General features: G+C 30.1%; 16 protein-coding genes. 8 read left to right on the top strand and 8 right to left on the bottom strand.

The genetic code is table 11. The annotated features are described in order from the left end of the window. The first annotated feature begins 23 nt into the window (after positions 1–23). The 7 genes from CLV86_RS03650 to CLV86_RS03620 all read left to right on the top strand — a co-directional run bounded on the left by CLV86_RS03650 (position 24) and on the right by CLV86_RS03620 (position 5,841). Positions 24–1,106: a bifunctional 3-deoxy-7-phosphoheptulonate synthase/chorismate mutase type II gene (locus CLV86_RS03650; protein ID WP_076733992.1), complete on the top strand. Its 1,083-nt coding sequence runs from the start codon at positions 24–26 to the stop codon at positions 1,104–1,106. An 80-nt stretch (positions 1,107–1,186) separates the two neighbouring features. Continuing rightward, a complete protein-coding gene (gene rsgA, locus CLV86_RS03645; RefSeq protein ID WP_121049754.1) occupies positions 1,187–2,137 on the top strand; it encodes a ribosome small subunit-dependent GTPase A in 951 nt (316 codons plus the stop codon). A 55-nt stretch (positions 2,138–2,192) separates the two neighbouring features. After that, on the top strand, positions 2,193–2,645 hold the full coding sequence (gene dtd, locus CLV86_RS03640) for a D-aminoacyl-tRNA deacylase (RefSeq protein WP_121049751.1): 453 nt from the start codon (positions 2,193–2,195) through the stop codon (positions 2,643–2,645). A 2-nt stretch (positions 2,646–2,647) separates the two neighbouring features. Beyond that, positions 2,648–2,974 (top strand): nucleotide pyrophosphohydrolase, encoded by a 327-nt coding sequence (locus CLV86_RS03635; protein ID WP_121049748.1) that lies wholly within the window; start codon positions 2,648–2,650, stop codon positions 2,972–2,974. A gap of 41 nt (positions 2,975–3,015) precedes the next feature. Then, positions 3,016–4,251 (top strand): 3-phosphoshikimate 1-carboxyvinyltransferase, encoded by a 1,236-nt coding sequence (locus CLV86_RS03630; protein ID WP_121049745.1) that lies wholly within the window; start codon positions 3,016–3,018, stop codon positions 4,249–4,251. An 85-nt stretch (positions 4,252–4,336) separates the two neighbouring features. Continuing rightward, positions 4,337–5,386: a tRNA preQ1(34) S-adenosylmethionine ribosyltransferase-isomerase QueA gene (gene queA / locus CLV86_RS03625; protein WP_121049742.1), complete on the top strand. Its 1,050-nt coding sequence runs from the start codon at positions 4,337–4,339 to the stop codon at positions 5,384–5,386. A gap of 113 nt (positions 5,387–5,499) precedes the next feature. Further along, positions 5,500–5,841, top strand: a complete 342-nt coding sequence (locus CLV86_RS03620; RefSeq protein ID WP_121050240.1) for a ribose-5-phosphate isomerase — start codon at positions 5,500–5,502, stop codon at positions 5,839–5,841. Between the two features lie 3 nt (positions 5,842–5,844). On the opposite strand, the gene CLV86_RS03615 is transcribed toward CLV86_RS03620, so the two are convergent. Further along, on the bottom strand, positions 5,845–8,181 hold the full coding sequence (locus tag CLV86_RS03615; protein WP_121049739.1) for a hypothetical protein: 2,337 nt from the start codon (positions 8,179–8,181) through the stop codon (positions 5,845–5,847). Positions 8,182–8,379: 198 nt separating this feature from the next. Here CLV86_RS03615 and CLV86_RS03610 point away from each other — a divergent pair, with 198 nt between their 5' ends. Continuing rightward, positions 8,380–9,180: a DUF1269 domain-containing protein gene (locus CLV86_RS03610; protein ID WP_121049736.1), complete on the top strand. Its 801-nt coding sequence runs from the start codon at positions 8,380–8,382 to the stop codon at positions 9,178–9,180. 346 nt (positions 9,181–9,526) lie between these two features. On the opposite strand, the gene groL is transcribed toward CLV86_RS03610, so the two are convergent. From groL to CLV86_RS03570, 7 genes are all read right to left on the bottom strand, one after another. Beyond that, positions 9,527–11,164 (bottom strand): chaperonin GroEL, encoded by a 1,638-nt coding sequence (gene groL / locus CLV86_RS03600; RefSeq protein WP_076733983.1) that lies wholly within the window; start codon positions 11,162–11,164, stop codon positions 9,527–9,529. A 103-nt stretch (positions 11,165–11,267) separates the two neighbouring features. Further along, positions 11,268–11,546: a co-chaperone GroES gene (locus CLV86_RS03595; RefSeq protein WP_076733982.1), complete on the bottom strand. Its 279-nt coding sequence runs from the start codon at positions 11,544–11,546 to the stop codon at positions 11,268–11,270. Between the two features lie 177 nt (positions 11,547–11,723). After that, positions 11,724–12,068 (bottom strand): preprotein translocase subunit SecG, encoded by a 345-nt coding sequence (gene secG / locus CLV86_RS03590; protein WP_076733981.1) that lies wholly within the window; start codon positions 12,066–12,068, stop codon positions 11,724–11,726. 1 nt (position 12,069) lies between these two features. Next, positions 12,070–12,981 (bottom strand): hypothetical protein, encoded by a 912-nt coding sequence (locus CLV86_RS03585; RefSeq protein WP_121049730.1) that lies wholly within the window; start codon positions 12,979–12,981, stop codon positions 12,070–12,072. Between the two features lie 3 nt (positions 12,982–12,984). Then, the gene (locus CLV86_RS03580; RefSeq protein ID WP_076734433.1) at positions 12,985–13,494 is read right to left on the bottom strand and encodes an LptE family protein; all 510 of its coding nucleotides are present in this window, start codon (positions 13,492–13,494) and stop codon (positions 12,985–12,987) included. Positions 13,495–13,540: 46 nt separating this feature from the next. Further along, on the bottom strand, positions 13,541–14,797 hold the full coding sequence (locus CLV86_RS03575) for a sigma-54 interaction domain-containing protein (RefSeq protein ID WP_121049727.1): 1,257 nt from the start codon (positions 14,795–14,797) through the stop codon (positions 13,541–13,543). Positions 14,798–14,831: 34 nt separating this feature from the next. After that, positions 14,832–15,308, bottom strand: a complete 477-nt coding sequence (locus tag CLV86_RS03570; RefSeq protein WP_121049725.1) for a hypothetical protein — start codon at positions 15,306–15,308, stop codon at positions 14,832–14,834. Between the last annotated feature and the right edge of the window lie 4 nt (positions 15,309–15,312).

Below are 15,312 nucleotides of genomic sequence, written 5' to 3'. Positions count from 1 at the left end.
TGTATATCCTAAAGAGAAAGATTATGGAAAACAAAAAAGAAATGAGAAACTGGTTGGACGACATGAAATTAGATCATCCATTAGTAATCGCTGGACCTTGTAGTGCAGAGACAGAAGAACAAGTTTTAAAAATCGCTCACGAGCTAAAAGATACAGACGTAAGCTATTTTAGAGCTGGTATTTGGAAACCAAGAACACGTCCAGGAAATTTTGAAGGTGTTGGCGCTTTAGGCTTAAATTGGCTTAAAAAAGTTAAAGCAGAAACAGGAATGAAAACATGTACAGAGGTTGCAAATGCAGCACATGTTAAATTAGCTATCGAAAATGATGTAGATTTACTTTGGATTGGCGCACGTTCTACAGTAAGTCCATTCATTATGCAAGAATTAGCAGATGCTTTAGCCGGAACAGATAAAATAGTTTTAGTTAAAAATCCAGTAAATCCAGATTTAGCTTTATGGTTAGGTGGAATAGAAAGATTATATACTGCAGGTATTAAAAATTTAGGAGCAATACACAGAGGTTTTTCTACTTACGAGAAAACTAAATATAGAAATATTCCAGAATGGCAAATAGCTATAGAATTTCAAAATAAATTTCCAGACTTACCATTAATTAACGATCCATCTCATATAACAGGAAAAAGAGATATGGTTTTTGATGTTTCTCAAACTGCATTAGATCTTAATTTCGATGGATTAATGATTGAAACACACTACGACCCAGATAATGCTTGGAGTGATGCTGCACAACAAGTAACACCAACTGCTTTGGTGCAAATGATGGAAGATTTAAAAATTAGAAAACAAACTGATCCTGAAGCAGAATATAATAGTGAGTTAGCTAACCTAAGAGCTCAAATAGACGTTGTAGATAATCAATTAATAGATTTATTAGGAAAGCGTATGCATGTAGCAGATGGTATAGGAAAACTTAAAAAAGACAAAAACGTTGCAGTTTTACAAAGTAAGCGTTGGAATGAGATTTTAGGAAAAATGGTACTGCAAGGTGAAGAAAAAGGATTAAGCGAAGAATTTGTTTTAAAATTATTTAAAGCGGTACATCAAGAATCTATTAATCATCAAGAAAAAATTATTAAAGGATAATTTTTAAAAAGCATAATTATAAATGCCATTATTAGTTAATCACTTTTAAATATTAATTAATAATGGCATCTTTGTAAGTAATGACAGGACTAGTATATAAATCTACAGGAAGTTGGTACACGGTTAAAACCCAAAACGGTACTACTTACGAATGCCGTATTAAAGGCAAGTTTCGTTTACAAGGTATAAAAAGTACAAATCCAATTGCAGTTGGCGATTATGTAGATTTCGAGCTGGATACTAAAAGCGACCAAGAAACAGGTGTTATTAATAACATTCATGATCGAGAAAATTATATTGTTCGCAAATCGGTAAACTTATCTAAGCAAACGCATATAATTGCCTCTAATATAGATCAGGTTTTTTTACTAATTACTATAGATAATCCACCAACATTTACAAGTTTTATAGATCGTTTTCTTGTTACGGCAGAAGCTTATTCGGTTAAAACAGTTTTAGTTTTTAATAAAATAGACACTTACAACGACGATACTATTTTAGAGGTTAAATATCTAGAGCATATTTATAAAAATATAGGATATAATTGTATTAGTATTTCGGCTAAAACAGGAGAGAATATAGATAAAATAAAAGCTTTAATGGAAGGCAATGTAAGTATGTTTACAGGACATTCTGGAGTAGGCAAATCTACCTTGGTTAATGCTATAGAACCAAGTTTAGATTTAAAAACAAAATCTATATCTACGCAGCACTCACAAGGACAGCACACTACAACATTTGCAGAAATGTTCGACTTAAGTTTTAATGCTAAAATTATAGACACACCAGGAATTAAAGGTTTTGGTGTAGTAGATATGGAAAAAGAAGAAATAAGCGATTATTTTCCAGAGTTTTTTGAGCTTAGTCAAGATTGTAAATTTAATAATTGTTTACACATTGAAGAACCCAAATGTGCAGTAAAAGAAGCTTTAGAAAAAGACGAAATTGCAGCATCACGATATAGAAGTTATGTACAAATTATAGAAGGGGACGAGCAACATTATAGAACAGATATTTGGGATAAAGAATAGTATAGATAGTTTTTTTACAGTTTATAAAATTTTATAGGTTAGAAAAAGAGCAAACATGAAAATTGTAATACAAAGAGTAAGTAAGGCAAGTGTAACAGTTGAAGGCGAAAAAGTAGCTTCAATAGGTAGTGGATTGCTAATATTATTAGGTATTGTTGCAGAAGACACTCAAGAAGACATTAATTGGTTAACAAATAAAATAGCTAATATTCGCATATTTGAAGACGAAAATGGCATAATGAATAAGTCGCTATTACAAATAGATGGAGAGGCAATAGTTGTTAGTCAATTTACTTTACAAGCAAGCACTAAAAAAGGAAACAGACCAAGTTATATTAAAGCAGCACGACCAGAAGTTGCTATTCCTATGTATAACGCTTTTAATACTACATTAGAATCTGTTTTAAAAAAACCTATACAAACTGGAAAATTTGGAGCAGATATGAAAGTAGAATTACTAAACGATGGTCCAGTTACAATTATAATAGATTCTAAAAATAAAGAGTAAATATGGACATTAAAAACGCACAACTAGAAGTAGATAATTGGATTAAAAACCATGGTGTTCGCTATTTTAATGAGCTTACAAACATGGCGCAACTTACAGAAGAAGTTGGAGAAGTAGCTAGAATTATAGCTAGGCGTTATGGAGAGCAAAGTGAAAAAGAAAGTGATAAAAGCAAAGATTTAGGCGAGGAATTAGCCGATGTTATGTTTGTTGTATTATGCTTGGCAAATCAAACAGGAATAGATCTACAAGAAGCTTTCGATAAAAAATTAGATTTAAAAACTAAGCGAGATCACGATCGTCATCATAACAATAAAAAACTCAAATAATTTTTACAAACTTGCAAAAGCAAGTATTTATTAGTTTGGATATGAATATAAAACTCCACAAATCTTCAGTTAAAAATAACATGGCAATAGCAATAACAGGTTCAAAAAGCGAATCTAATAGATTGCTGTTACTGCAAGCATTATATCCAGAAATTAAAATAGAAAATATATCTAACAGTGACGATTCTCAATTAATGTCTAAAGCTTTAGCATCTACAGAGCAAGTAATAGATATTCATCACGCAGGTACTGCAATGCGTTTTCTTACTGCATTTTTTGCTACTCGTGAAGGCAGAGAGACAATAATTACTGGATCTAAGCGCATGAAAGAGCGACCAATTAAAATTTTGGTAGACGCTTTAAATCAATTAGGTGCAGAAATTCAATATCAAGAAAACGAAGGTTATCCGCCACTTTTAATTAAAGGTAAAAAGATAATAAAATATAAAGTATCTTTAGATGCAAATGTAAGTAGTCAATACATTTCGGCATTATTACTTATTGCTTCAAAACTTGAAAACGGATTAGAATTAACTTTAAAAGGTAAAATAACATCTGTCCCTTATATTATCATGACTTTAGGTTTGTTGAATCAATTAGACATAAAAACTGAGTTTGTAGACAATGTTATTACAGTAAAACCATTACAAGAAAAAGTAGAACCTAAAACTTTAACTGTAGAGTCAGACTGGTCTTCGGCATCTTATTTTTATAGTATTATAGCCTTGTCTAAGGTTGGAACGGTTGTAGAAATTTCTGCTTACAAAAAAAATAGCCTGCAAGGCGATTCAGTATTATCAAATATTTATAAAAGTTTTGGAGTTACAACTACATTTAAAGAACATTCAGTTCTAATTGAAAAAACAAAACTTGTAGACGTGCAGCATTCAATAAATTTTGATTTAGCAAACTCACCAGATATAGCGCAAACAATTGCTGTTTCGACTTTTGCTTTAGGTTTAGAATGCAATTTAACAGGTTTACACACGCTAAAAATTAAAGAAACCGATAGGTTAGAAGCACTAAAAACCGAAATAGAAAAATTTGGTGGAGAAGTAAATATTACAGACAAAAGTTTACATCTTAAAAAATCTAAAGTAATTAAAGAAGATGTTAAAGTAGCAACCTATAACGACCATAGAATGGCAATGGCATTTGCTCCTTTGGCTTTAAAAACCAATTTAGAAATTGAAGATTATATGGTAGTTTCAAAATCTTACCCAACATTTTGGGACGATTTAAAGCAGTTAGGAATTCAATTTAATGTAAATAATTAAATAATAATCGCTCATTTACTTGACAACGCCTATCTTGAGATTGTATCTTTGCAACTTTCTAAACTAAAACACGATAAGCATGAAAATGAAATTATCTCACTTTGACTTTGAATTACCAGAGGAGTTATTGGCAGAATATCCAGCAGAAAACAGAGACGAGTCTCGTTTAATGGTCTTAAATAGAAAAGATCAAACTATAGAACACAGACAGTTTAAAGACATTATTGATTATTTTGATGAAGACGATGTCATGATTTTAAATAATACAAAGGTTTTTCCTGCGCGTTTATTTGGTAATAAAGAAAAAACTGGAGCTAGAATTGAAGTCTTTTTATTACGTGAGTTAAACGAAGAGCAACGCCTTTGGGATGTTTTAGTAGATCCGGCACGTAAAATTAGAATTGGAAATAAATTATATTTTGGTGATGACGAAAGTTTAGTTGCCGAAGTAATTGATAATACAACATCTAGAGGAAGAACACTACGTTTCCTTTACGATGGATCTTACGCAGAGTTTCGTAAAAAATTAACCTCTTTAGGCGAAACACCTTTACCAAAATACATTAAAAGAGATGTAGAGCCAGAAGACGAAGAGCGTTACCAAACTATTTTTGCAAAAAATGAAGGAGCAGTAGCTGCACCAACTGCAGGTATGCACTTTTCTAAGCATTTATTAAAGCGTTTAGAAATTAAAGGAGTAGATTTTGCTGAGGTAACATTACATGTTGGTTTAGGTACTTTTAACTCGGTAGAAGTAGAGGATTTATCTAAACACAAAATGGATAGTGAAGAAGTTACTATTGGACCAGAAACAGTAGAAACTATTAATAAAGCATTAAAAAACAGACGACGTATTTGTGCTGTAGGTACAACTGCAATGCGTGCTGTAGAAAGTGCAGTATCTTCTAACCAAACATTAAATGAAATAGATGGTTGGACTAATAAATTTATTTTTCCACCTTACGATTTTAGTATAGCAAATGCTATGATTACTAACTTCCATACACCAAAATCTACATTAATGATGATGACTTCTGCCTTTGCAGGACACGATTTTGTAAAACGTGCTTACGAAGAAGCTGTAAAAGAAAAGTACAAATTCTACAGTTATGGAGATGCAATGTTAATTATCTAATTATCATCAATTTCATAAAATAATTTAGCCTTGTCCATTTCAGACAAGGCTTTTTTTATTATATATTAGTCTTGAACTCTCAAAGAAAATATAATTCAGTTTTAAAAAACAGTATGCCATATAGAATCTACGTTATAGAACTATCCAAACGTGTGTTTACAGAAAACGCAAAATTTAGAGCAGCAAACCCACAGTTTAATGGAGTTTTAGAATGTTTATATGTTGGTATGACGAGTAAAACGCCTAAAGAGCGTTTTACGCAACATAAAACCGGTTATAGAAATAAAAAGGGATACAAGCTCTCTTCTAGTATTGTAGAGAAATACGGCTCTTATTTAAGGCCAAGTTTATATAACCATATCGAGCCAATTAAAACCAGAGCAGAAGCGTTAAAAATGGAAGAAGCTTTAGCTTTGGAGTTAAGAAGAAAGCGATACGCAGTTTGGTTTAATTGATTGTTAAATGTCTATTTTAGTAGTATAGTAGTACAAATAACCATCATCATCAATTCCATTTACAATCACTTTTACTTTTTTTGTATAAGTTAAGTTTTTTATTTTATAAGATATATCATCCTTATTATCAGATTTAAGTTGCGGTTTCCAATTAATTATTCCGTAGTGATCAAATTTTTGAGATTGTAAAGAATTATAAAAAGGAGTTTTAAATTTTTTCTCAATATCAAAACCAGAAGCAACTGTAAATGTTTTATGGTATCCTCTGTTTATGTTACTGTTTATTCCTTTTTTTCTGTAAATACTAATAAAACCACCAGCTGCTCCAGCACCTAATCCTGCACCAGATTTAGAAATAAACATTTCTTCTATTTCATTCATTCGTACTCCGGCAAGAAACTCTAAACTGTTTGTTATTGGAGCGTTATCTAGAAATACTTGGGTGGCAAATTTTGTAAAACCCATATTTCTATTAGAGAATATCTTAAAAGAACCATTAGCTTCAGCAACATCAAAACCTTCGGCTCTAATAAAATCTATAACTAATTGAGATGGATAGGCTTTTTCTATATTTACTCTATCTTGTTGTCTAGAATTAAAGTAATTATTAACTACTTTTTTATCTTGTTTAACATTTTCAATATTTACAGTATCTAACGCAACTACATCTGCAGATATAATAAAATTATCTGTATTTATTTTTTGTAATATTTCAGGTTTTTGAATATCCTGTTTTAGTCTAGAAACATCTAAAGTATCTATATACGGTATTGGATATAAATTGTAATACGGAAAAACCTTTATAAGTTTTTTGTTTTTATTTCTTAAAACAAAATTAATTTTAGATTCCTTACTTAAGTAAAGGTTAGTAAATTGAAAATAGTTCTCTTCGTCAGGTGTTGTTTTTATTTGAACAGCATTTAAAGGTGAAATTAATTCTAAAATGTTTTCTGGTTTGTACTCTGTTTTATTTAATTTCCCTTTGACTTGAAAACCAGTATCAAAAGGATAACGAATAATTGGCTTTTTTCTAATAATTGAAGTAATAGATTGTTTGCTATTATTTTCAGAAATTAAAAGAAGGTCCATATTGTATAGGGATTCTCTATTAATGTTAGTTATATATTTATTATACTTATTAGTATTCGAGCTAATGTATGGATCGAATAAAATTTTATTTAAAATTGTATCTTCAAAATTATTGCCTTTAGTGTCTTTTGGTAAAATACTTACGCTAAAGTTTTTAGGAACCTTACTATTACTGCTAATTGTAATTGTTGTTGAGTCTCTTTTTTTATTAGTAGTTACAGACTGTACATTACCAATCTTTAAGCCGTGAGTGTTAAAAATTATGCGCTCTAATACTCTGTCATTATTTTCATTTAGAATAGTTATAATATTTATGCCACTAAATATTTCAGATTTTAATAGAGAAGCATTGTATTGCAAAGATTTTTCGTTGAATTCAATAAGTATGTTTTTTATGTTTCCGTCTCTATGAATTAAAAGTTTGTAGGTCTTCTCTTTTAAAGCTTTAATACTGCTTATATTGGTTTCTAGCTTAATATTATAAGAATCTTTTTTATCAGTAATTTTTATATTTATTCCTTTCTCTTTAATATCAATTATTGGCTTTGAAAATATGACTTCATTATTTTTATTAATTATCTTAATTATATAATCTTTATCTATTTCGGGTTTAAAATTAAATTTACCATAACCGTCAATGTTAAGATTAATAACTTGTAAAGTTTTATCATTATTATCAAACAGAACTCCCTTTAAATTTGAGTTAGTTAATTTTAAATCTGAATGAAAATTTATTACAAGATTATTAAAAGTATCGTAGATTAAATTTCCTCCTTCGGGTTTTATTTGTAAAGATGTAACTGTTGTTTTGTTAATTTTTGTTTCAGAATTAACAACAAATGTTTTAACGTCAGAAAGGTCTAAGTTAAAATTACGCATCCAGTTTGTGGTGGTTTTTAAATAATATATTCCAGGTTCGTAATCTTTATCTATTTCAATTTGTCCATTAGAAACACCATCTTTTCCTAAAAAAACTTTCTGATCGACTAAAACACCAAATTCATTGTAAACGTTATAATAAATATTACTACTACTTCTATAAAGTTCTGAATTTTTATTAGAATATATGTAGGTTTGAAACCACAATGTTTCACCTAAAACTACATTAGATTTACTTAAATGAGTATAAATAGTTTCAGGTTTGTTTTCTGAATTTTTTTTATAAACAGATGTGATGCTTTCATTCTGTGTGTTTTGCGAGAAAGAAAATAAAGTAATAAATAATAGAAAGTATAAAAAAGTATTTTTCATTAAATAATTATGCGTTTAATTTTTTAAATATAAAAAAACCTTTATCAGTTTATGAAAATGTTTTTAATTAATTGTAAAGAGTAATTTAATTTTATATATTTTTTTTATATATATTTTTTTTTTTTTTTTGCACAATGAATAATTGACTAAACTCATTAAGTTAGTTTAGTAATTTAAAACAAATAAAAAATATAGATTATGAAAAAAATAATTTTTTTAATGATTTTTGTGTTAACTTTTTTTGCATGTAGTATTGAAAATAAATCAGCAAAAAATATTCTACAAAATCAGGCAATACAAGATTATAATGAGAATTTAAAGTTAGCCTCAAATATTTCGTTAAATTTAATGAATTATGCTAATAATTTAAATTTCTCTAAGAATAATAGGGTAAATAAAGAAGAAATTGTAGCTAATTATTTTAATGAGAATTCCATAGAATTAGACAATATGATTTCAGAGTATTTGGGTTATACGGTAACAATTGAATACTCTCCAGGCTTTATGAATACAGAAATAGAGCGAGGTCAGATAGATAATTTACCTTTAACAGATATCGAAAAACATTATTATCATGAACTATACACTTATGCTGTAAACGAAGATTTATATGGTATACTAAGTTTAGTTGAATCTTATAAATTAGATTTAGAAAAACATCCAGAGCTTAGCTCTTTAGGTTTTACGTTTGCGATAATTGAAAATTATACTAATGAATTTTTAATTGATTTAAATAAAGAGGATGCTGGTGATGAAAGTGGAGAATCTGGTGAAGCTGATTGCCAATCAGCTGCAGAAACTGGAGGTGTTTTAGGTGGAGCATGGGGAATGATTAAAGGAGCTATATCTGGTGGTTTTACTGGTACTGTATTAGGTATGAATCCAGGTACAGGAGCAGTTGGAGCTGTAGCAGGATCTGTAGCGGGAGGATTAACTGGTTATGTTGAAGGAGCTCTATTAGGTTACATTGGGTGTGAAATTTATAATGGTTTTCAATAATTTTTCTTTTTCGAATATGAAAAAAATCGTCTTTTTTTTAAATAAGTTTGATTTTATAATTACACCAATTGTACTTACAATAATTTTTGTGTATTTTAATATTATTAGTGTGAAATTTCCACATATTCTAGTATTTTTTTTATTAGCAATTATTATACATATTGTTTTAAAGAAATTAACATTATATATTATTTTCTTCATAAAAAAAACATTTAAAAAAAAATAGAAATTATCATTTTTTTAAAAGAAAACGCTCTCAGAAATAAATCTGAGAGCGTTTTTTATTACCTCACTTAGTTAACTCTTGTTAAACATCAGTGAGATGTTTATCTATGGCGATTCGCCATTACATCATGCCTGGCATTCCACCACCCATTGGAGGCATTCCGCCACCAGCAGGAGCATCTTCTTTAATATCGATTAATGCACACTCTGTAGTTAAAATCATTCCAGCAACAGAAGCAGCATTTTCTAATGCGATTCTAGTTACTTTTTTAGGATCTATAATACCAGCTTTAAGCATATCTACATAAGTTTCGGTTTTAGCATCGTAACCAAAGTCTTTTTTACCTTCCATAACTTTGTTTACAACAACACTACCTTCTCCACCAGCATTTTCTACAATAGTTCTTAAAGGTGCTTCAATAGCACGTGCAACAATTTGTATTCCTGTAGTTTCGTCTAAGTTTTCTGTAGTAATTTTTTCTAAAACAGATTTAGCTCTTACTAAAGCAACACCACCACCTGCAACAATACCTTCTTCTACAGCTGCTCTTGTAGCATGTAAAGCATCATCAACACGGTCTTTTTTCTCTTTCATTTCTACTTCACTGGCAGCACCAACATAAAGTACAGCAACACCACCTGCTAATTTAGCAAGACGTTCTTGTAGTTTTTCTTTATCGTAGTCGCTTGTTGTAGATTCTATTTGAGATTTAATTTGGTTAACACGGTTTTTAATCATGTCTTTATCTCCAGATCCATTTACTACAGTTGTATTGTCCTTATCTATAGTTATGCGCTCTGCAGTACCAAGCATTTCAATAGAGGCATTTTCAAGTGTAAATCCGCGTTCTTCAGAAATTACTGTTCCTCCAGTTAAAATTGCAATATCTTCTAACATTGCTTTACGTCTGTCTCCAAAACCTGGTGCTTTTACAGCAGCAATTTTTAAAGATCCACGTAATTTATTTACTACTAAAGTCGCTAATGCTTCACCATCAACATCTTCAGCTATAATTAATAAAGGCTTTCCTGTTTGCGCAACTGGCTCAAGAATAGGAAGTAAATCCTTCATTGTAGATACTTTCTTATCGTATAGTAATACGTAAGGGTTTTCTAAATCTGCAATCATTTTCTCGCTATCTGTTACAAAATAAGGAGATAGGTAACCTCTGTCAAACTGCATACCTTCTACAACATCTACATAAGTGTCTGTTCCTTTAGCTTCTTCAACAGTAATTACACCTTCTTTTCCAACTTTTCCAAATGCGCTAGCAATTAAATCTCCAATTAATTCATCGTTATTTGCAGAAATTGAAGCAACTTGCTTTATTTTATCTGAAGAGTTTTTTACTTCTTTAGCTTGTTTTCCTAAGTCTTCAACTAAAGCTGTTACGGCTTTGTCAATACCACGTTTTAAGTCCATAGGATTTGCACCGGCAGCAACATTTTTTAATCCTTCTTTTACAATAGCTTGCGCTAAAACGGTTGCCGTTGTAGTACCATCACCAGCTAAATCGTTGGTTTTAGAAGCAACTTCTTTTACCATTTGAGCTCCCATGTTTTCTAATGGGTTTTCTAACTCAATTTCTTTAGCAACACTTACACCATCTTTAGTTACAACTGGAGCGCCAAAAGAACGGCTAATAATTACATTTCTTCCTTTTGGTCCTAAAGTTACTTTTACAGCATTTGCTAATGCATCTACACCACGTTTTAGTCCGTCGCGTGCTTCTATATCAAATTTTATATCTTTTGCCATCGTTAAAATTTTAATTTTATTCCCTTAAAATTGAGAATTGTTTTGTTTTAATTTAATAATCTATTTACAAATAATGAGATTTCTGCGTTTACAGAAATAGGAATTATATAATAGCCATTATATCTTCTTCTCGCATCATTAAATAGTTTACACCGTCTAACTTAATTTCAGAGCCAGAATATTTTCCGTAAAGAACAGTGTCTCCTACTTTAACGGTTAGTGGTTCGTCTTTTTTTCCGTTTCCAATTGCAACTACAGTGCCTTTGTGTTGTTTCTCTTGTGCGCTATCTGGAATATATAATCCAGAAGCAGTTTGTGTTTCGGCAGGAAGTGCTTCTACTAGTACACGATCTGCTAGTGGTTTAATGTTTAATTTACTCATATTTATTTTATTTATTCTGTTTAAAAACAGATGGTTTATTTTTATAGTGATTTTTATACTAAAAATGTGCCATTAGCAGGTAACTGACAAACTTACAGATTGTAAAAATAGGATAGTGATAAAACAAAAAATGCCAACTTAATAGCTGGCATTTTTTAATTTTATATTTAGGTGTGATTATTCACCATCAGTTTCATTTGTAGTTGTATTTTCTACAGCAGGCGCAGGTGCTGGTGTAACAGGTGTAGATATAGCGTCAGGATCTAATGCTTTAGATTCTGCTCCAACTCCTGTACGAGTTATTGTTAAGCTTGATGCAAGTATTAACACTACTAAAATACTAGCTAATGTCCATGTACTTTTGTCTAAGAAATCTGTTGTTTTCTTTACACCACCTAATTGTTGAGTTCCGCCTCCGCCAAAAGAAGAAGATAATCCACCTCCTTTAGGGTTTTGTACCATTATAACTACAATTAGTAAAAAAGCTACTACTACGATTAAAATTAATAATATTGTAAACATGTTATTCTTTATTGTTTTGTTCTTGTAATTCTTTTATTGCTTTAATTTGGTCTGCAAAGAAACCACTTTTTTCTGGATATTTCAAACTTAATATTTTATAAGATTGAATTGCTTTTTTATAATTTTTTTGCTCAAGATAAATACGTGCTAAAGTCTCTGTCATTAAGGCTTCTGGCTGGATCATTTGTGCTTTAGCAATGTTCTTTTTAGAAGTAGCAACTTTTTTTGCAGCCAATTTAGGACTCTTTTCTATAAATTTTTCGATGAGATCAAACTTTTTTGCTTTAGCAAGTGCTTTAACAGATTGCTTTGGCTCGGTATCTTTATTAGTGCTTTTATTTGATTCAATATCCCGATTTATAGGAGTAAGACGTGTTAAACTTAACCACTCGTTAAAGGAATGAGTTTCAGTTTTTTCAAACTGTAGTGGTTTACCTATATTTAAAATGTTTTCAGGCGTTTTTGTGTCTTCAGTTTTTATGTTTAAAGTTTGTGTGCTTTCACTTTTAGGCTCGAATAAATCTGGATTTAATATGTTTTTGGTCTCTTCAATTTGCTGTTTTAAAGCACTGTCAATGGTAATGCTTTTTTGAACCGAAATATCTTCGGCTTGAACTTTTATGTCTAATAAATTTGAAGTGTTTTGTTTTATGAATTGAGACACTTCATTTTGTGTAAATGTTTTAGAGGTAATAAAATCGAATAAAATACTTCTGTCTGTGGTGTAGGCGGCTGTTTTTTTTAAAGCATTATTGTATTTAAAACTTTCGGCGTTTTTTAATCCTTTTAAATGTAATGCTCTTGCAGATTGAAAATAAGGGAAATTATCTACAACATTTTCTAAATCTGTAGTTGTTTCCTTATTAATATTCTGAGGCGATTTAATTATATTTAAAAACGTTGTCTGATTCATTTTTTACCACTTAGCTAAAGATGCATTAAATATATCTTGAGTAATACGTTCAAAAATTTCTTCTAATGCTGTGTCTTTTATGCTTCCTGTAAGTAGGGAGCTTCCTGCGTAATCGTAAAAGAAAGAAAAAGTTTGTTCAAAATCATCATCTTCTGCTTTTTTATTATAAAAACGAACTCGTACGCTTACAGATAGTCTGTTTTGTGCGGCTGTATTATCTGCAGTTGCTGTAGTTGGTGAAATACGATACTCTGTAATTTCTCCTTCGTAAACTAAATCTCCATTAGAGTTAACAAGTTCTAAATTAGTTTGGTTTACTATTAAGTCTTGTAAGGCAATGGTGAAATCTCTATCAATTCCAGGTTCTACTTGTGCAGCTGTATTTTGAAAATAATTAACCTGAAAAGATTTTACATTATCTTGAATGTTAGTTCCAGAAAAAGAATAAAAACCACAACTAAAAAACGTAAGTGATATTGTTAATAGTAATAGAGCGTGTTTTATGTATTTCATATTTGTATTAAGTTTATAAGAAAAGGCTATTTGTAATAACGAAAATTTAAAGATCAAATTGTTTAATTTTTCTATAAAGCGTTCGTTCGCTTATGCCTAATTCTTCTGCAGCTAACTTGCGTTTTCCACCGTGTCTTTCTAAAGATTTTTTAATTAATTCTAATTCTTTATCATGTAGAGATAAAGTTTCTTCCTCCTCAATTTCTTCTGCGAAATGATATTTGTCTTCAGTTTCAGCCTTGTACGTTTGTTCTTTTTTTACTTCTTGTGGTATTGCTAATACTTGTAAGTCGTCTAAACTTTCTTCGGTATTATTATCGCCGTAAATTTTTTCAATTAAGCCTTCGTTGTCTTTTTGAACGTCTTTGGCATTTCCGCTTTTCATTAATTCCATGGTAAGCTTCTTTAAATCATTTAAATCGGCTTTCATATCAAACAATACTTTGTAGAGAATTTCGCGCTCACTACTAAAATCACTTTCAGATTTTGTTTTATTAATTACAGCAGGTAAGTTAGAGCTTCCAGATGGTAAATAACTCCTTAAAGTTTCGGCAGAAATGGCTCTATTTTGTTCTAAAACAGATACTTGTTCTGCTACATTACGTAATTGCCTAATATTACCACTCCAACGAAATTTTAGTAGAATTTGAATTGCATCGTCTGATAATTTTATTGTAGGCATTTTATATTTTAATGCAAAATCACTAGCAAATTTTCTAAATAATAAATGGATGTCTTCTTGGCGCTCTCGTAATGGAGGTAAATTAATTTCTACAGTGCTTAGTCTGTAATATAAATCTTCACGAAATTTTTCTTTTTTAATAGCTTCAAACATATTAACATTTGTTGCAGCTACTATTCTTACATTGGTTTTTTGTACTTTACTAGAACCTACTTTTATAAACTCTCCGTTTTCCAGAACACGAAGTAATCTTACTTGTGTTGTTAAGGGTAATTCTCCAACTTCATCTAAAAAAATTGTTCCACCGTCGGCAACTTCAAAGTAACCAGATCTTGTAGAGGTTGCTCCTGTAAAAGCACCTTTTTCATGACCAAAAAGTTCGCTGTCTATTGTGCCTTCTGGTATTGCGCCACAGTTTACAGCAATATATTTATTGTGCTTTCTATGTGAAAGTTGGTGTATTATTTTTGGAATGCTTTCTTTTCCAACACCACTTTCTCCTGTAACCAAAACAGAAATATCTGTTGGTGATACCTGGATTGCCTTTTCAATAGCACGATTTAAAGTAGCGCTATTTCCAATAATCCCGAAACGTTGTTTTGTAGCTTGTATTGATTCCATATTAATAACCCATTTAAATGGGAATCTTTTTAAATTAGTTTTTACTTGCTTTATTAATGAGTTTCTTTAAAAATTTCTCCATTTTAGTTTTTTTACTGTCAAAATCTAAAATGTTATTTCTATCCTCATCTAAAATATAAACATTTATAGTTGGTATTTTTGTATGCGTAATTTTACCATCTATATTTTCACCGCCTTCGCTATATGATGCTTCGTTTACAATTAAGGAACAGTTTTTAGTATTTACTTTTTTAATATTTATATTTTCCCATAAATATATTGTGCCTAAATCTACTTTTGCAGCTTCATTAAAAACACCAAATTCTTTATTTAAAAGTGTTATTAATTTTTTTGAGTTAAATGAAAGGTTAGAAGCTAATGTTTTAACTTTTATATTATTGTTAATTAAGAATGAGCTAGAATACACTTTATTTAGCTCTATTTTTAATTGAGCATAACTAGTTGTAAATAAAAATACAAATCCTAAAAATAAGATAGCGATTTTATTCATAATT

The sequence above is a fragment of the Lacinutrix venerupis genome, from assembly GCF_003663945.1.
GTDB lineage: Bacteria > Bacteroidota > Bacteroidia > Flavobacteriales > Flavobacteriaceae > Lacinutrix > Lacinutrix venerupis.
This window is presented reverse-complemented; position numbering and strand designations above follow the sequence as displayed.